16 protein-coding genes and 1 pseudogene are annotated in these 16638 nt (G+C 41.9%); 9 read left to right on the top strand and 8 right to left on the bottom strand.

Going from position 1 to position 16638, the window contains the following annotated elements; all coding sequences use genetic code 11:
- Positions 1–172: 172 nt before the first annotated feature.
- Entirely contained in the window at positions 173–967 is a 795-nt protein-coding gene (locus tag V7K89_RS21530) for a basic amino acid ABC transporter substrate-binding protein (RefSeq protein WP_335190708.1), read from the bottom strand.
- 131 nt (positions 968–1098) lie between these two features.
- Here V7K89_RS21530 and V7K89_RS21525 point away from each other — a divergent pair, with 131 nt between their 5' ends.
- Positions 1099–2301, top strand: coding sequence for an aminotransferase-like domain-containing protein (locus V7K89_RS21525; protein ID WP_335190706.1), 1203 nt, complete (start codon positions 1099–1101; stop codon positions 2299–2301).
- Positions 2302–2426: 125 nt separating this feature from the next.
- On the opposite strand, the gene V7K89_RS21520 is transcribed toward V7K89_RS21525, so the two are convergent.
- The 4 genes from V7K89_RS21520 to V7K89_RS21505 all read right to left on the bottom strand — a co-directional run bounded on the left by V7K89_RS21520 (position 2427) and on the right by V7K89_RS21505 (position 5568).
- Positions 2427–2882 carry a hypothetical protein gene (locus V7K89_RS21520; protein WP_335190704.1) on the bottom strand — a complete coding sequence of 152 codons (456 nt, stop codon included), beginning with the start codon at positions 2880–2882 and terminating at the stop codon, positions 2427–2429.
- 367 nt (positions 2883–3249) lie between these two features.
- On the bottom strand, positions 3250–3873 hold the full coding sequence (locus V7K89_RS21515) for a J domain-containing protein (protein WP_335190702.1): 624 nt from the start codon (positions 3871–3873) through the stop codon (positions 3250–3252).
- 303 nt (positions 3874–4176) lie between these two features.
- On the bottom strand, positions 4177–4785 hold the full coding sequence (locus V7K89_RS21510) for an ATP-dependent Clp protease proteolytic subunit (protein ID WP_335190699.1): 609 nt from the start codon (positions 4783–4785) through the stop codon (positions 4177–4179).
- Positions 4786–4905: 120 nt separating this feature from the next.
- Complete coding sequence (locus V7K89_RS21505; RefSeq protein ID WP_334745929.1) at positions 4906–5568, bottom strand: ATP-dependent Clp protease proteolytic subunit; 663 nt, start codon at positions 5566–5568, stop codon at positions 4906–4908.
- Positions 5569–5806: 238 nt separating this feature from the next.
- Here V7K89_RS21505 and V7K89_RS21500 point away from each other — a divergent pair, with 238 nt between their 5' ends.
- The 4 genes and pseudogenes from V7K89_RS21500 to V7K89_RS21485 all read left to right on the top strand — a co-directional run.
- Entirely contained in the window at positions 5807–7063 is a 1257-nt protein-coding gene (locus V7K89_RS21500; RefSeq protein WP_335190697.1) for a vWA domain-containing protein, read from the top strand.
- Between the two features lie 12 nt (positions 7064–7075).
- The gene (locus tag V7K89_RS21495; protein WP_335190695.1) at positions 7076–8356 is read left to right on the top strand and encodes a vWA domain-containing protein; all 1281 of its coding nucleotides are present in this window, start codon (positions 7076–7078) and stop codon (positions 8354–8356) included.
- Positions 8357–8384: 28 nt separating this feature from the next.
- Positions 8385–8729 carry a type II toxin-antitoxin system VapC family toxin gene (locus V7K89_RS21490; protein WP_335190693.1) on the top strand — a complete coding sequence of 115 codons (345 nt, stop codon included), beginning with the start codon at positions 8385–8387 and terminating at the stop codon, positions 8727–8729.
- Positions 8719–8953 (top strand): annotated as a pseudogene (locus V7K89_RS21485) (hypothetical protein); the annotation flags it as partial. The gene V7K89_RS21490 and the pseudogene V7K89_RS21485, both read left to right, overlap by 11 nt.
- A gap of 126 nt (positions 8954–9079) precedes the next feature.
- On the opposite strand, the gene V7K89_RS21480 reads toward V7K89_RS21485, so the two are convergent.
- Positions 9080–9703 (bottom strand): chemotaxis protein CheB, encoded by a 624-nt coding sequence (locus V7K89_RS21480; protein WP_335190691.1) that lies wholly within the window; start codon positions 9701–9703, stop codon positions 9080–9082.
- A gap of 150 nt (positions 9704–9853) precedes the next feature.
- Here V7K89_RS21480 and V7K89_RS21475 point away from each other — a divergent pair, with 150 nt between their 5' ends.
- The 3 genes from V7K89_RS21475 (at position 9854) to gloA2 (ending at position 12569) form a co-directional block, all read left to right on the top strand.
- Entirely contained in the window at positions 9854–10639 is a 786-nt protein-coding gene (locus V7K89_RS21475) for a Crp/Fnr family transcriptional regulator (RefSeq protein ID WP_335190689.1), read from the top strand.
- A gap of 735 nt (positions 10640–11374) precedes the next feature.
- A complete protein-coding gene (locus V7K89_RS21470) occupies positions 11375–11518 on the top strand; it encodes a hypothetical protein (RefSeq protein WP_335190687.1) in 144 nt (47 codons plus the stop codon).
- Positions 11519–12182: 664 nt separating this feature from the next.
- Positions 12183–12569, top strand: coding sequence for an SMU1112c/YaeR family gloxylase I-like metalloprotein (gene gloA2 / locus V7K89_RS21465; RefSeq protein ID WP_335190685.1), 387 nt, complete (start codon positions 12183–12185; stop codon positions 12567–12569).
- A 445-nt stretch (positions 12570–13014) separates the two neighbouring features.
- On the opposite strand, the gene V7K89_RS21460 is transcribed toward gloA2, so the two are convergent.
- A complete protein-coding gene (locus V7K89_RS21460) occupies positions 13015–13725 on the bottom strand; it encodes a GDYXXLXY domain-containing protein (protein ID WP_335190683.1) in 711 nt (236 codons plus the stop codon).
- 147 nt (positions 13726–13872) lie between these two features.
- Positions 13873–15291: a DUF2157 domain-containing protein gene (locus tag V7K89_RS21455; RefSeq protein WP_335190681.1), complete on the bottom strand. Its 1419-nt coding sequence runs from the start codon at positions 15289–15291 to the stop codon at positions 13873–13875.
- A gap of 186 nt (positions 15292–15477) precedes the next feature.
- Between V7K89_RS21455 and V7K89_RS21450 the strand changes: the two genes are divergently transcribed.
- Complete coding sequence (locus V7K89_RS21450) at positions 15478–16464, top strand: RsmB/NOP family class I SAM-dependent RNA methyltransferase (protein ID WP_335190679.1); 987 nt, start codon at positions 15478–15480, stop codon at positions 16462–16464.
- The last annotated feature ends 174 nt before the right edge of the window (positions 16465–16638 follow it).

Here is a 16638-nt window from a genome sequence, read left to right as displayed (position 1 = left end):
TACTGCTTAAGAGCGCTGCCTAACCATCAGAGTTACTTACTGTTTCAGTTTTTCTTCCTGATTCTACTCTCCCCGTAGTAACAAAAGAGGGATGACAAGGTGACTAAAGTTAGAACTTGCAACAAGTCTTTCCCTTCCCCTTGTCCCCAAGTCTCTTCTCAATGCCCAATTGTCAAGAGTCTGGCAATTGTGGAGGTTTAGCGTCAAACCATTTTTGATAAATTTGCTTGTAATTGCCATTGGATAACAAAGTCGCTATACCTTTGTTAATTGCATTCAAATGGGGAGAATTCTTGGGCATAGCAATCCCGTAATATTCTTTAGTGAGTAAATCTGCAACAACTCTGATGCCTTTGAGTTTGCCATTTTTAATCGCATACAAAGTCGCAAAAGCATCGCTAATCACAGCATCAACGTTGCCATTGAGTAAGTCTTGGAAAAACTCTGGACCAGAATTAAAAGTACTAATTTTGGCATTGGGGATGGTTTTGGCAAAATCGGCCCCAGTGGAACCTATTTGGACAGCAATTTTTTTACCTTTAAGACTATTGAAGTCTTTAATATTTTGATTGTCTTCGCGGACAGCGATCGCAAGTCCGGCTTTAAAATAAGGTCGTGAAAAAGCAATTGTTTTCAGGCGTTCTGCGGTAATTGTGATTCCACTAATTGCTGCATCAACTCTTTTAGCTTGCAAGGTCGAGATTGTGCCATCAAAGGGCAGACTTTCAAAGTGGACTGCAAAACCTGCTACTTTAGCGATCGCATTCATCAAATCAATATCAAAGCCTTCCAAGTTTCCGCTAGCTGTTTGAATCTCAAAAGGGACAAAGGTGGGGTCTGTGGCCACCTTGAGAGGTTTAGCGTCTGGGTTAGTAGTGGGATATAAACTCTGACAGGCAATAATCATTAGTAAGCAGCCTAAGCTTAGAATTAGCTGCTGCCACTTGAAGTTAATTAATTTCACCATAGTAATTTTGTTTTAGTAATCAATATTTACGATACTTGTGATGATGTTATAAGAAAGAATACATACGTGTGACTTTTCGCTAATTGCCTTTTTGTGTGTTCTATATTCTGATTCCCAATTTTGAATTGCTTATGACTTCTACCACTTCTGCTTACCAAATTGCTGATTTGTTCGCCGAAAGAGCTAGAAATCTGACACCACCAACTTACGGCACTGAGTTAACTAAAATCATCACCGTCAGCTTTGCCTATGGTCTAGCTGACCCAATTCTCTTTCCCCATGCGGACTTGGCTGCTGCAAGTGCTGCTGTACTGGCAGAAGAGGCTCCGATCGCTCTCAATTACGGACCACCTTCAGCCCAACTTTATGAACAAATAATCCTCCGCTTGCAAGCTCAAGGAATCCCTGCCGATCGCGAGCGTCTGATCGTTGGCTATGGTTCTGGTCAGATTTTGGGTTTGCTACCAGATGTGTTTGTTGAACCTGGTGATGTCGTAATTGTGGAAGGGCCAACCTTCTTGGGAGTAGTTAATAGATTTGTCCAGGCTGGCGCACGCCTAATTACCATTCCTGTAGACGAATTGGGAATGGATGTGGATGCCCTAGAAGAAACTTTGAGCGACTTGAAGAAACGGGACATTCGACCCCGGTTTATTTATACCATACCTACTTTTCATAATCCTACAGGCGCTACTATGCCGTTATCTCGCCGCGAAAAACTAGTAGCGTTAGCAGCTGAGTATGGCGTGTTGGTGGTAGAAGACGATGCCTACAGCGATTTACGCTTCCAAGGCGAAGCTGTGCCATGCTTGGCAAGCCTTGATAAGCAGGGGTGGGTGTTATACGTGAATACTTTCTCGAAAATCATTGCGCCTGGTATCAGACTAGGCTGGGCTTGTGGTGATCCAGCAATTATTGAGCGGTTGGCAATGTTCAAAAGTGAAGGGCCTGTAGGGCCATTTGTCAGCCATGTGGTCGCCCGCTACTGTGCTACAGGCAAACTAGATTATCACATTCAGGAGCTAATCGCTTGGTACAAGCATAAATGTAATTTGCTGTTAGAAGTGATCGCTCAAGAGTTTCCCAGTGATGTAGTTGCTTTGCGACCAGATGGTGGCTTTTTTGTTTGGTGTAAATTGCCGCCAAATATCAGCGCCAAAGCACTCCTAACTGGTGCCAATGAACATGGCATCAGCTTTCTCCCAGGAACTCGCTGCTACGTCAATGGACAGGGAGATGATGCCATCAGGTTAGCTTTTAGCTTTCAACCAACTAAAAAGATTGTCGAGGGAATCGCTACCTTGGGAGCAGTGCTGAGGGGATGGCAGGGATAATCGTACCAATTTTAGATTTTGTGGAAAGTCCAATCGAAGGAAACCTCCGGTCAGACTTTCCAACTTACGAGTGGTAGCAATTTGCGAACCGCTCTCCCTTTTCCACATCTGGTGAAAAGTCACGCTTAGTACCAGTTAGTGCGGGTGACGACGGTTCCGGTGCCGCAGACTAGGGCAGCGCGGGAGAGGCGACCACTGAGGTTATTGCCGACCTTCGTGTAGGCAAAATTAATGCCCGGGTCGACGGTCTCACCAACATAGTCCCAGCTGCTGGGGTTGGGGTTACTATTGCGGGTGCGATCAAGGTAGACCTTGCAGTAAGGGGGCGCGTTGTCGATTCGCGCGAATGAACCGCATTGGCCGCTGTAGAAGTACTTCAGCGTTATATTGCTTCCAGCCCAGGTTGCCTTCTTGCTCTGCTGGAGGTTGTAACGGCAGGGCGTGGACTCTGGGTAACGACCTTCATAAGGGTAGTTTGGATAGCCCGGACTGTTGAACGGCGCAGCCTGAGCGGCGGTCGCAAACGCTAACGATGTGGAGATGAATAGGCCGACAACCCTGGTGATTGTTCTGATCTCCATGAGTGATTTCCAAATTTAATTTTATATTTATTTCACTAGATTAATTATTTATAGAAAATAGGCAGAAAAATTTCCAATTATGTGACAAAAATCTAAAGTAATTAACTCTTTTTAATTACTCTGAAAAAATAAAAATAAGAGCCTATTTTTCAACTGTAAATAAAGCGAGAATTAAAGCGTTTATTTTCTAACAGAATCTTAAGATCAAAGTTTTTGGTAAAATTTTTATACTCAGAACCAGCCTTTTCAACGTGAATCAGCCTTTTTTGGGAAATTTATTTAACTGCATTAGTTGCAGATAACACAAAAATAAGAAGAATTCTTGTCCAAAAGATTTATCCGTCTTGAAAAGGTTAATCTTGAATCTTTAAAAAATTTGCTCCAAGCGCTGGATATCACGCTGGACTTCATACCAAAGACTTTTATTATGTGGGTCTGTTTTCAAGGCTTTTTTGAGATAAATTCTGGCTTTGAGTAGTTGTTTTTCAGAAATTAGTGCCCGTCCCCAAATTTGATAGGCGATCGCTAGCCATTGACGAACTTCTGCATCTGTTGACAAACGATCTGCTAAAGCTTCCGCTAGGGCGATCGCTTGTGGAAATCGTCTTTCTTGCAAAAATCGCTGCAATTGCTCATAAGTCTTCCACTTCAGCCGTTCTTCTATTTCCAACAGATTTGGCGGCTTTGGTTTCCCTGATTCTTGGCTTGTCACCGTTGTTATTGGTGTTTTCTGCCGTTGCGTTGCCTTGGCGTTGTCACGTCCAGACGTTGACACTTGACTTGAATGTGCACCAATTTCCTCTGGTAGTACTACCGTCAGCAGGAGTTTGTAAGCCTCTGTCAAGGCAATAAACTTATCTTTGGCTTTGTTGTCATCTGGGTTGATATCGGGATGATATTGCTGCGCCAGTCGTCGATAAGACGCTTTGATATCAGCAAAAGAAGCTCCCGATCTTAAACCTAGTAAACGGTAGCAATCTCCAAGATCCATCTTGAGCTATCAGCTATCGAATATTTAGCTATTGGCTATTATCTGTCAGTATCAGCTTCAAGCCTGGACTATTAATGATAAGAGCTAATTTTCTATTTTAAAGTTCAATGTTGACAGTTTGTTCATAAAAGGGCATTAGGCATTGAGAAGAGACAAGGTAGACAAGCAAGAAGGGGGAGATAAGGAGAGAAGTCACCAGCGCCGACTTCCGGCGTTGGCGTGGCTCACTGTAGGCATGAGAACTTCAAAGAGAAATTTGTTCAATAATTCACCCTTATCCCCCTTGTCTCCCCTGCCTTCCTACTAACTAGCTACTACGGAGGTTCGTTCTTCAATCACACGGTCAATTAAACCGTATTGTTTTGCCTCTTCGGCAGACATGAAAAAGTCACGATCCATATCTTTTTCAATCTTTTCTATGGTCTGACCTGTTTTGTCAGCATAAATGCCATTGAGCTGGTGACGAATCCGTAGAATCTCTCTAGCTTCAATTTCGATATCGGTTGCTTGTCCGCGGGTACCACCTGAAGGCTGGTGAATCATAATTCGTGAGTGAGGCAATGCTAACCGTTTGCCTTTGGTGCCAGCTGCTAGCAGGAAAGACCCCATTGAAGCAGCTAAACCTACGCAAATAGTCACTACATCTGATTTGATATGTTGCATGGTGTCAAAAATAGCCATGCCAGATGTAACCATTCCACCAGGGGAATTGATGTATAAATAAATATCTTTACCTGGATCGTCTGAGTCCAGATACAGCATTACAGCGATAATTTGATTGGCAATTTCATCATCAATATCTCGCCCCAAGAAAATAATCCGCTCCCGGTAAAGGCGATCGTAAATGCTAATCCAATCTGTATATTGTCCACCGGGCATCCGGTAAGGAACTTTAGGAACGCCTATAGGCATAATTTACTCCGTTTTTAATAAGTCATTAGTCATTGGTCATTAGTCATTGGTCATTAGTCATTGGTCATTAATAATTTTTGGTTATTAACAAAGGACGAATAACAAAGGACAAAAGACAAATTAAAGGACACTGGCAGGGAGTGGGGGATTTGCGAGTTCTTCTTTCTCAAAAACTCGGTCAATCAGTCCGTATTCCTTTGCTTCGTAGGGTGTTAAATACAACAGCCGATCCATATCTTTAGTAATTTTTTCTGGGGGCTGTCCAGTGGTGTTATGTAAGATATCAACTAATGCGCCTTTATTTACCAAAACTTCCCTAGCGCGAATTTGAATATCCGTTGCTTGACCTTGGGCATAGCTCTTAGGCTGATGCAGGATAATCGAGGAGTGAGGTAAACTAGCACGGCAACCTTTTGTACCAGCACTGAGGAGCATCGCTGACATACCCATCGCAGAACCGACGCAGATGGTATGTATAGGAGGCTTGATATATCTCATGGTGTCATAGATGGCGAAGGCTTCGGTTTCAAAGCCAATGGGATCGCCACTGTAACCGGATGTGCCAGTGGAGTTGATATAGATTTTAATCGGTTTTTCGGGGTCGTCGGATTGCAAAAACAACAATTCGGCTACGATTAATTCCGTGACAGCAGGTACCAGTGGCATCCCAATATAGACAATTCGCTCCTTCAATAAGAGGGAAGGTAAATCTGGCGGTGGTGTCCGGTAAAAGTTATCGCCGTAATATGGGGCTTGAACAGCCTTAATTGGGGAAATGTCCATAGCAACTGATCGCCTGAAACTATGCCGTTAACTGTAATACATCCTAGCGCGATGCACGCTTCCCTCAAGGTGCGGATTTCTCCCTAATGCTGAAGGCGGCTTCACATCTGTCAATGCTTGGCTTCTAAGATATTCTGATTATATTAGTGTATTGATGTTGGATAAGTTTTCCGTAGAGCTAAAGTAGTGCTTTAAAGTTGTTTATTAATATGTATATCGTGAATCGGGACTTGAAGTTATGAAGGTTAGTTTGCAGCCTGCCTTGAATGATGGTAATTTGGACGCAAATCAACTGAACAGTCAACGTCAGTTGGGAATTTCGATTTCGGCGATCGCAGAAAATCAAGACCGCCATGTACCACTGAATTTATGCTTGATTCTCGATCATAGTGGTTCGATGAACGGGCGATCGCTAGAAACGGTGAAAAAAGCAGCAAATCGTTTGGTAGATAGACTCAACCCTGGCGATCGCCTCAGTGTGGTAGTTTTCGATCACCGTGCCAAAGTCCTAGTACCCAGTCAAAGTATTGAAAATCCAGAGAAAATCAAACAGCAAATCAATCGCCTCGCTGCCGATGGGGGAACTGCGATTGATGAAGGACTGCGTTTGGGGATTGAGGAGTTGGCGAAGGGGAAAAAAGATACTGTTTCTCAAGCCTTTTTATTAACCGACGGAGAAAATGAACACGGTGATAACAATCGCTGTTTGAAATTTGCTCAATTGGCTGCTAGCTATAATTTAACTTTAAATACTTTGGGATTTGGTGACAACTGGAACCAAGATGTTTTAGAAAAAATTGCTGATGCTGGCTTAGGTACTTTATCTTATATTCAAAAACCCGAACAGGCAGTTGAAGAGTTTAATCGCCTGTTCAGCCGCGTTCAAACGGTGGGATTGACTAATGCTTATCTATTATTTTCTCTAATGCCTAATGTCCGGCTAGCGGAACTCAAACCTGTCGCCCAAGTTTCACCAGACACTATTGAGTTACCACTGCAACAAGAAACTGATGGACGTTTCGCTGTGCGGCTGGGAGATTTAATGAAAGATGCAGAACGGGTAATCTTAGCTAATATTTATTTGGGACAATTGCCAATAGGTGAACAAGCGATCGCAAATGTGCAAGTCCGCTACGATGATCCAGCCGCCAATAAGGTAGGTTTAGTTACACCAAATATCCCAGTTTATGCTCATGTAGTCAAAAATTATCAAGCAGACTTGAATCCCCAGGTGCAGCATTCTATTTTGGCATTAGCTAAGTATCGCCAAACCCAGCTAGCAGAAACGAAATTGCAACAGGGCGATCGCACTGGTGCAGCGACAATGTTACAAACGGCTGCGAAAACTGCCTTGCAAATGGGAGATCAAGGGGCGGCAACGGTGTTGCAAACTTCTGCTACCCAGCTACAATCTGGTGGAGATTTATCGGAAAGCGATCGCAAGAAAACCAGAATTGTCTCCAAAACAGTTTTGCAAGATACCCCTCCCCAGTAAACTTAGGTTTAGATGAAAGTTAAATTGCTCTCGGCGTTAAATGACAATAATGTTGATCTGGCTCAAACAAGTAGCCAACGTCAACTAGCAATAACTATTTTTGCTATCGCTGGTGAGTCTGACCAAAATCTCCCCCTTAATCTCTGCTTGATTTTGGATAGAAGTGGTTCCATGCATGGACAACCAATTAAAACGGTGATCCAGGCGGTGGAAGGATTAATAGATCGGTTGAAAGTAGGCGATCGCATCTCAGTTGTGGCTTTTTCTGGTTCTGCGGAAGTCATTATCCCCAACCAAGCGATTGAAGACCCCGAAAGCATCAAATCTCAAATTAAAAGCAAACTGACTGCTAGCGGCGGTACTGCGATCGCTGATGGTTTGGAATTGGGAATTACAGAACTGATGAAAGGCACAAGAGGCGCTGTTTCCCAGGCGTTTCTGCTGACGGATGGACATGGTGAAAGCAGTTTACGAATTTGGAAATGGGATATTGGGCGAGATGATCACAAACGCTGTCTTAAACTGGCGCAAAAAGCTGCCAAGCTAAACCTAACTATCAACACTTTCGGATTTGGTAATAGCTGGAATCAGGATTTGCTAGAAAACATTGCCGATGTCGGTGGTGGGACTTTAGCCTATATTGAACGTCCAGAACAAGCTGTGGAGCAATTTAGCCGACTGTTTGGACGGATTCAATCGATTGGGCTAACTAATGCCTACTTGCTGTTATCTCTAGTGCCCAATGTCAGACTAGCAGAATTGAAACCCGTTGCTCAAGTTGCCCCAGACACAATCGAGTTACCAATGGAAACTGAAGCTGATGGTAGCTTTGCTGTGCGTTTGGGAGATTTGATGCAGGATGTAGAACGGGTAGTTTTGGCGAACATTTATCTGGGACAATTGCCAGAAGGCAAGCAAGCGATCGCGCATTTGCAAATTCGTTATGATGACCCGTTGGTTAACGAAGAAGGTTTACTTTCGCCCGTGGTACCAGTGTATGCAGATGTAATGCGAGCGTATCAACCAGATTCTAATCCCCAGGTACAACAATCTATTTTAACATTAGCGAAGTATCGCCAAACCCAGTTAGCCGAGGCGAAATTGCAACAAGGCGATCGCACTGGTGCAGCGACGATGCTACAAACAGCTGCTAAAACCGCCCTACAAATCGGAGATAAAGGTGCGGCGACAGTGTTGCAAACTTCTGCCACTCGCCTGCAAGCCGGAGAAGAACTTTCCGAAGCAGACCTGAAGAAAACTAGGATTGTATCAAAGACCGTTTTGCAGGAATAGTAAAAATTCAGCCTTGCTGATTAACGGGATGAAAGTTTCGCGCTTTGGCAAGGCAGGTGCTAACAGTGGGTTTCCCGACTTGTACCCCTTAAGTGCTTCTGCTTGGGAAATTGCCACTAAATACCGGATGGGTAAACTACCCGAAGCCAAACAACTTGTTGAGCAATATTCACAGATATTGCATCAAGCTAAATTTATCGAACTTGCCATCACCACAATCCATGCGCTCAGAGCAGGAAGCCTACCGATTGCCCACCGAGATCCCTTTGATCGCATAATCATGGCTCAGGCTGAACTCGAAAGTTTAGCTGTAATCACCTATGACAAAGCCTTCCAGACTGAATTGATTCAGGTAATTCCCGATTTCAAGTAAAGCAAAGTATCGCCAAACTCAGTTAGCCAAGACGAAATTGCAACAAGGCGATGTCTACGACGGGCTTACGCCTACGCACTGGTGCAGCGACGATGCTACAAACAGCTGCTAAAACCGCCCTACAAATCGGAGATAAAGGTGCGGTGACAGTGTTGCAAACTTCTGCCACTCGCCTGCAAGCTGGGGAAGAACTTTCCGAAGCAGACCTGAAGAAAACTAGGATTAGACCTCTTGCACGAATACAAAAACTACCCTCAACCCCCAACCCCTTCTCCCAATATTGGGAGAAGGGGAGTAAACTTCAAAGTCCCTCTCCCAAACTTGGGAGAGGGATTTAGGGTGAGGGATCCTTATGCTACTAATTCTGTCATTACCAGGCTGGACAAGCTCTTGGCAATCGCCTCTGGAGTCAGAACAAAATCTACTTTCCCGGTGTCAATAGCAGCTGAGGGCATATCGAAGTACTCCGAAGTAGTTTCATCTTGAGCAATTGTCGTGCCACCATAGTTTTTCATTGCTATCACTCCTAAAGCACCATCTCTGCCCCACCCACTTAGGACAACAGCAATCCCCCGAATTCCGTAATTAAGTCCTACTGACATGAATAGTTTATCCACTGAGGGACGAACAAAGTTCATCTTTGGCGACTCTAATAGAGACAGAGTACCGTTAGCATCGACTACTAGGTGCCGATCTTGAAGATAAGTGTAAACTGTCCCTGGACGCATTATTTGCCCTGATTTTGCCTGCTCTACGGGCAACACTGTGTAGCGTCTGAGGATATCTGCCAGACGACTAGGATAGAAAGGATTCATGTGCTGAACTACAATAATCGCCGCTGGGAAATCTACTGGTAAACCCGACAATATTTCGATGATTGGCTCTTGCCCACCTATAGAAGCTCCGATCGCCACTATATTGTAAGCAATATTGGGGAAGTGTGACATAATCGGATGTGATTTTTGTAACTTCATTGGGGGGGGGGGGTAATGTTTAGCGCTCAGTAGCGATCGTTTAATTACTGTTAAAGCAGCTTCACAAGTTACACTGCTATGTTATATAGCTAACATATAATCATTATATGTCGTTTAGGCAACATAAAATATTTACAAAAGGTAAATCTTTTGTCAGAGGTTCTTGATTGCTACTGCTTATTTAATACAGATAAGACTGTCTTAAACAGCCTTTTGCTATCTGTGTTAGTCAAGCATTCTGTACTTGTGGAAAACCAACTTTTAGCTGCCCTACCCTCTGAGGAATACTCTCGTCTTGACCCTTATATGGAGCAAGTCTCTCTAGAGTTTAGGCAAGAACTTTATTTACCTAACCAACCAATTGAGCACGTCTATTTTATCAACTATGGCGTAGCCTCTATGCTCACAGTGATGACGGACGGTTTGGCAATCGAAGTGGCTACGGTGGGCAATGAAGGAATGGTAGGTCTTCCAGTATTCCTGGGAGCTGATAGGATTCCGGGCGAGTGTTTTATGCAAGTTGCTGGCTCTGGCTTAAGGATGGAAGTAGATGCATTTAAAATTCATGTCACCGTAAATAGTCCGTTGTACAATCTACTACAACGATACACGCAAGCGCTGTTTAATCAAATTGCCCAATCAGCTGCGTGTAACCGCCTGCACTCAATAGAACAGCGAATGTGCCGTTGGCTGCTGATGACTGCCGACCGAGTAGAGACAAACACTTTTTCACTGACTCAAGAATTTCTCAGCACAATGCTAGGTGTGAATCGCTCCACTGTTAGCCTCAATGCCTCTATTCTTCAAAGGGCGGGGCTAATTAACTATACTCGCGGACAAATAACTATCCTTGACCGCTTAGGTCTAGAAGATATCACCTGCGAGTGTTACCAAGTAGTCAATGCAGAGTTTAAGCGTTTGCTTAACGGTAAGTAGGTCGGCGTAAATATTTCTCATTGATGAGGCAGGAGGTAAGAGGGTTTGAGTCTATTTAATTTTTCTTAACTATAGTTTTGTTTTTCCACACTGTTCTACTTAATTAAGATTATTGGCTCCATCTTTGGGACTTCCAACAAATAAATTATCCAATCTTGTGGGGTGGCCCGGACAGCCCGCCTTTAACTACGGCTTTCGAGAAAGCAATATCTCTTTTTACTTGCGGAAAACACCGAAATAAGTAAGCAAACTGGGGTTTGAGAAAGTAAAAGCTGATTTTGCTTGCGGAAAACACCAAAATCAAAAAGCAAACTGGAGTTTGAGAAAGCAAAAGCTGATTTTGCTTGCGGAAAACACTAAAATGAGAAAGTAAACTGGGGTTTGAGAAAGTAAAAGCTGATTTTACTTGCGGAAAACACCAAAATCAGAAAGCAAACTGGGGTTTGAGAAAGTAAAATGTCATTTTGAGAAAGCAATATGGCTTTTTGCTTATTGAATATGAAGTTTTGAAAAAGTAATAAGCCTTTTTGCTGATTGAATATAAATTTAAGTTAAATTTATGTTCATGAGAAACGATTGTACTCCAAGCAAAATTTTCTAGCAGGGAATAAGAAATAAGGCTTCTGCCACTAAAATAGAAAAATCATTCAGTTCAAGAGCGAAGTATTTTTGGGTAATGAAGTTGAACTACTTGAATACTGGTGAGAACTGACACCCCAAAAGCAACAAAAAGTTTTGGAGTTTGTTGAACTACTTAAATCTGAGTCAGAAACAACACTTCCCAAATCTGATTTTGTGCCACAAACACCCTTAGCCAATAAATTATGGTCAATCCGACAACGACCGATCGCTGCTAGATTGCAAGTTCGTAAACGTTGACGAAATTGAACTTGAATTTGCTGCACGTCGAGGTGAATTCCGTGAGTTGTAAGAAGCTTTCATTCTTTAGAGCTGATTCGTAAAGAAAATCTTAAGGGTACTCAACTCATTACTAGGTCTGAGTTTCAGCGAATAAGTGCTTTATTGGCTTAAATTCCTGAAACCAATACTAGACAAGTACTTTACTTTAGTTTACAAATTAGCTCTTAAAGCTTCTTCAAAGATACAATTCATGCAATTAGGCGCTTCAGCAACGTCAAATTGATAATGACCCCAATATTTACACTGCAACTGATGATGTTGAATATCCAGATTATCCCGTTGCATTTCCAACTGTATCCTTAGCAGATAGCGCACCTATTGGATTACTGTACAGCTTCCAGGACAAAGCTAATCCTGACAAAAGTTACGAAATTGCTCGAACATTATTTTCTGTCTCCTCCGAAACTTGCGATTCTGGTACGGTTTCTTATCGACAAGTATCTGAACCTAGTACTTTAGATAGCACATTTCTTGTTAGCAGCATTGGCTTGTTCCTGAAAAGAAAGGTAAGATCATTAAAAAGATTAAAGCTTAACCTATACTTGAGAGGGTGTAATGTGGTTGTGTTCTCACCTACGTATACTCTCTTAATAATTATTATAATAAAACAAGCAAAACACCAATGAAAACCACTGGTATTCATCATGTAGCTATTATTTGTTCTGATTATGATCGCTCAAAAAAATTTTATATAGAAGTTTTAGGCTTTTCAATTATTCAAGAAACTTTTCGCGCCACCAGAAATTCTTATAAATTAGATTTAAAAGTTGCAGAAAATACTCAAATCGAACTATTCTCTTTCCCAAATCCTCCAGAACGGCCTAGTAAACCAGAGTCCTGTGGTTTAAGACATCTTGCTTTTCAAGTTGATGATATAGAAGAAACTGTTTTTTATTTAAAATCCAAAGGGTTAGAGGTAGAAAATATCAGAATTGATGAAATTACAGGTAAAAAATTTACTTTTTTTAAAGACCCAGATAATTTACCATTAGAAATTTATGAGCGTTAAAATTAATACTGATGTACAAAGTTGTCATCACTATAAATAATGAAGCGAGGTCTACGAGGGGCTACGTCTACGCCCCAGCATAATTACGGGTTATTGCTATCAAAATTGCTATATTCATAACTATGCCTACACTTAACGAGGCAAAATATCATCTAAGGGAAGTTTAATACCGGGGAAAAGTAGGGATTTAATTAATTGGTTGATTCAGTATTGTTGTTGAGTATAGCTTCATTCTAAATGTAGGCGATATATTAAGACATCTGATGAAATTAAATATGCTTTATTTAGAATCTTTGTAGAGACGTAGTAATGCTACATCTCTATATTCTTTTTCACCAAATGTCTAATGACAAACAAAAAATTCTGAGCGTCGGAAGTCAGCGCTCAGAACTTCAAAGACAAACCTGGCGTAGTGTAAACATGCACTGTTTATTTTCTTAACAGTTTAAAAACGATAGTTGCGATCGCGCACCCACATACTAACTGGCACTGCTTTACCTTGTGGGTCTACTTTTGCTTTTACCACTATCGGTGGTACTTGTCCTCTGCGGGCACGTTGGGCTTGTAAATCGTTGCGAATCTGCTGCCGTTGGTTTTCTGGGATGTAATATGTTTCTAAGCCGTAGTTAACAGAACCATCCTGATAAACACCTTTTAAGGCTGCTTGATTAGCTCTAAGAGTTGTGGGGCGATCGCTACTTACTCGTAACGGTCTCCAAGCTCTCGGAACACCGCGACCAGTAGAGAATTGCTCTTGCAAAGTCACGTAGATATTGGTTCCTTCAGGCAATCTTCTGCCGCTTCCACGACCTTTGCTGACTAATGTTTGCCAGCCAGGTAGTCTGCTCAAATTTGAGGTACGGGATATGTTGTAATCTAAGGCTAGGGTGTTACCTTCGATCACATTGTTAGGGTCTACAGGTACGGTTTGCAAAATCACCGTCTTACCTGTCACGTCTGTATAAACTGCTTGGGCTGGTACTGCCATAATTAGCCCTGTTTGCAGCGCCAGGGGAGCAAGTAACCGCCAAAAAGGTAAGGGCTTATTCGATTTTTGTTCAGTAGCAATCAAGTAATCTCGAAAAGTCACCTTATTGGAAAATTCGGCTTCGGGAGACAAGGGTTTATTTTTAGATTCAGAGGAAGTATTAGTCATGAGCGTAGTCCTAAAAAGCAGAGGTCTTGAGGAGGTTAAAAGTAACCAGATTAGGACTGACGCAGAGAAACTTTAAAAATTTTGACGCACAGAGATTTTGATGATTGGCAAATTTCTGAATTCGGAATTTTGAATTCGGAATTTACACTACTTTTTACTTGTAGAGCTACCACCGGGTAGGCGGCGTTCAAACCAGAGTCCAGCGCTAATTAAAGCAGAACCGCACAGGACATAAACTAGCGACTTAAAAAGTAAGTCGGTGTCGTACTCCTGCACGCGACTGATAATTTGCAGTGTTACTAACAGCATACCGCCCCAAAAGGAACTTCTGTTGCTTAATTTCAATCCTTCTTGAATTAGTCCCCAGGCTAATGTTGCAAGAAGTACATTGAAAATAAAAATGCCAAGTTCATCAATCCGGCTGATAGTTTGATGCCAAAAAGGTACTATTGCAATAAAGGCAAGAAATGTACTAATGACAGCAGTTGTGAAAATAACTTCGCGGCGCGGAGGGTTATTTCTTTGGCGCAGTAGAAACAACCATTGTAATACCGCCAAGCCGCTGAGAATCCCCAAATCGATAATCGGCAGAGACTCGAATAAGTTTGTCAAATTCGTTGGTTGATTATAACTATAATTTGGAGATTCCCAGACCCAACGAAAAGACAGAACGTAAAAGACAACCCCGAAGCTGACCAACGCTAAATTACGCGCTAAAGATTGAAACAATCTATAATTTATGGTTGGAAACAGTAAATCATCATAACTCCAGAATAATGCAGGTGGGAGTGCAAAAGCAAAAGATGCCACCCAAGGAGCTATATCAGCATAATTCAGCAGTGGTAGTGGATTAAGGTTAGCTTGTAAGGAACTAGCAAAAACAAAGGCTGCTAGACCAAAAATCCAACGGGATCGACAGAAGTAAGCTAAAGGTACAAATACTAGCCATGCCAACAAAGGCATATGCTGCACTACTAGCCGCGACCAAGTTAACTCACCTGAAGCGTACCACAAGTCTTCTAGTCCAGTCCAGTAGCCAATTTCCACAAGGACAATTGACAGAATTCCTAAAGAATTTAAGGACAAACTGAAGGCCATGACCACAACACCGAATCCCCAGGCGAGAAACAGTTGGGAAACTGAACCTGCAATATTGAACATCTGGGCCATCAGCAGTAAATTTGCACCGAAGATGAAGGCGCTTAAAATTAGCAATCCCTCTCCCAGTAGGCGTTTGCTTCGTTCTGGTTTCTTTCCTTCAGGCGGTCTCCAGTTGTAAAATCCAGTAATCGCGATCGCAAAAAATAAACTCATCATCAAAATAATTTTGACTTCTCGCGATCCTCCCTGCCAGTTTCCTGATACAAAGGTAATTATGCCTAAGCATAAAAGTATGCTGCCGATCGCGATCGCGATCGCTTTATTGCGATCGCGTGCAGCTGCTTCCAGGTTTTTAAATTGATAACGTTCTGCTATCTGCTCATACTGGGAAGAACTAATTAATCCTTCATCCCTCCATAATTGTGTTTCTTTGCGTAATTTTTGCCGAAAACTATCTAAGAACATGACCTTCTCCGGTGCAGTGGGGTAGCTTGGCCATTGCGATCCCAATGGCGGTCATTATATTTTTGAGTATGAAGCCAAAAGCCTTAATTACATTGTTCTTGTGTAACAGTTTGATTTTGATTCAGATACAACGTACTAATTCCTAATTCCTAATTCGTAATTGATAATTAATAATTCATAATTTTCATGGAAAAACCTTCTAATTTATTACTTAAAGTCTCGCGGCGTTTGTTTGCCAATCTAGATGAGCAAGAAAAATTTATCGAGGCTTTAATGAATCCTCAGCCTTTTTCACCTAGTATTATTTGGTGTCAAGAAAAGCCAGATATTTTGCCTTTTGCAGTGGAAACACCAACTTCTTGGCAACCACAATTTATAGACCGCTTATCTCTGGGAGAAAAACCTGGTCAGCATCCCTTGCATGAAAAAGGATATTTCTATTGTTTAGATTTTTCTTCAGTGTTTGCAGCTACTACTTTATTAGCTATTCCTGAGTCAATGCATTTAGTTTTTGATATGTGTGCCGCACCAGGAGGTAAAAGTATCTTCGCTTGGAGAGCTTTAAAACCTGAATTGCTCATCAGTAATGAAGTAATTGGTAAACGTCTGGGAATGCTAATTTCTAATTTGAAGCGTTGCCAGGTTAGCCCTAGTGCAGTGGTTAATCGAGATTCGAGTATATTTACCGAAATATTTACTGGCTCTAGCAATATAGTCCTTGTAGATGCTCCGTGTACTGGACAATCTTTACTTGCCAAAGGTGAAAAAGCACCTGGATGTTTTCACCCAACTGCTATTAATAAGAGTGCAAATCGGCAAAAGCGTATTATAGCGAATTCAGCTAAAATTGTTTCACCGCGAGGCTATCTTGCTTATATGACTTGCACATATTCTCCCGAAGAAAATGAGCAAGTTTGTGAATGGTTTTTAGAACGATTTCCCCAGTTTAAAGCGATAGAAATTAGTAATTTAGCCAAATATCAATCGCATTTGACTACAATACCTTGTTATCGAATATTTCCTCAACATAGGTTAGGTGCTGGTGCGTTTACAGTCCTATTGAAAAATACTAATGACGATGAATATGAGCCTAAAGAAGTAGATTTAAATACAATCTCTTCGCTGTATATCTACCAAAATCTGAAAAAGTCAAATGATATCATATCCGTATAATTAGTTCTAACTTAGTTGGGGAACTATATTTGATTAGGCGTAATTTCGGTTCACCCGATCTAAAAGTTGAACGTCAGTGTTTAAGAGGATGTTTTAAAAGTGAGGGGCTATTGTAAGAAAACTCACAAGGCTTAAGCTGAAAGATTGAAGATATCAGCACCTTGTGAGCAAATG

It is taken from the genome of Nostoc sp. (assembly GCF_036917515.1).
Lineage (GTDB): Bacteria > Cyanobacteriota > Cyanobacteriia > Cyanobacteriales > Nostocaceae > Nostoc.
This window is presented reverse-complemented; position numbering and strand designations above follow the sequence as displayed.

What these genes read in the sequence shown, in the direction of transcription:
- V7K89_RS21530 (WP_335190708.1), bottom strand. Translation starts at nt 967, where the DNA reads ATGGTGAAATTAATTAACTTCAAGTGGCAGCAGCTAATTCTAAGCTTA.
- V7K89_RS21525 (WP_335190706.1), top strand. Translation starts at nt 1,099, where the DNA reads ATGACTTCTACCACTTCTGCTTACCAAATTGCTGATTTGTTCGCCGAA.
- V7K89_RS21520 (WP_335190704.1), bottom strand. Translation starts at nt 2,882, where the DNA reads ATGGAGATCAGAACAATCACCAGGGTTGTCGGCCTATTCATCTCCACA.
- V7K89_RS21515 (WP_335190702.1), bottom strand. Translation starts at nt 3,873, where the DNA reads ATGGATCTTGGAGATTGCTACCGTTTACTAGGTTTAAGATCGGGAGCT.
- V7K89_RS21510 (WP_335190699.1), bottom strand. Translation starts at nt 4,785, where the DNA reads ATGCCTATAGGCGTTCCTAAAGTTCCTTACCGGATGCCCGGTGGACAA.
- V7K89_RS21505 (WP_334745929.1), bottom strand. Translation starts at nt 5,568, where the DNA reads ATGGACATTTCCCCAATTAAGGCTGTTCAAGCCCCATATTACGGCGAT.
- V7K89_RS21500 (WP_335190697.1), top strand. Translation starts at nt 5,807, where the DNA reads ATGAAGGTTAGTTTGCAGCCTGCCTTGAATGATGGTAATTTGGACGCA.
- V7K89_RS21495 (WP_335190695.1), top strand. Translation starts at nt 7,076, where the DNA reads ATGAAAGTTAAATTGCTCTCGGCGTTAAATGACAATAATGTTGATCTG.
- V7K89_RS21490 (WP_335190693.1), top strand. Translation starts at nt 8,385, where the DNA reads ATGAAAGTTTCGCGCTTTGGCAAGGCAGGTGCTAACAGTGGGTTTCCC.
- V7K89_RS21480 (WP_335190691.1), bottom strand. Translation starts at nt 9,703, where the DNA reads ATGAAGTTACAAAAATCACATCCGATTATGTCACACTTCCCCAATATT.
- gloA2 (WP_335190685.1), top strand. Translation starts at nt 12,183, where the DNA reads ATGAAAACCACTGGTATTCATCATGTAGCTATTATTTGTTCTGATTAT.
- V7K89_RS21460 (WP_335190683.1), bottom strand. Translation starts at nt 13,725, where the DNA reads ATGACTAATACTTCCTCTGAATCTAAAAATAAACCCTTGTCTCCCGAA.
- V7K89_RS21455 (WP_335190681.1), bottom strand. Translation starts at nt 15,291, where the DNA reads ATGTTCTTAGATAGTTTTCGGCAAAAATTACGCAAAGAAACACAATTA.
- V7K89_RS21450 (WP_335190679.1), top strand. Translation starts at nt 15,478, where the DNA reads ATGGAAAAACCTTCTAATTTATTACTTAAAGTCTCGCGGCGTTTGTTT.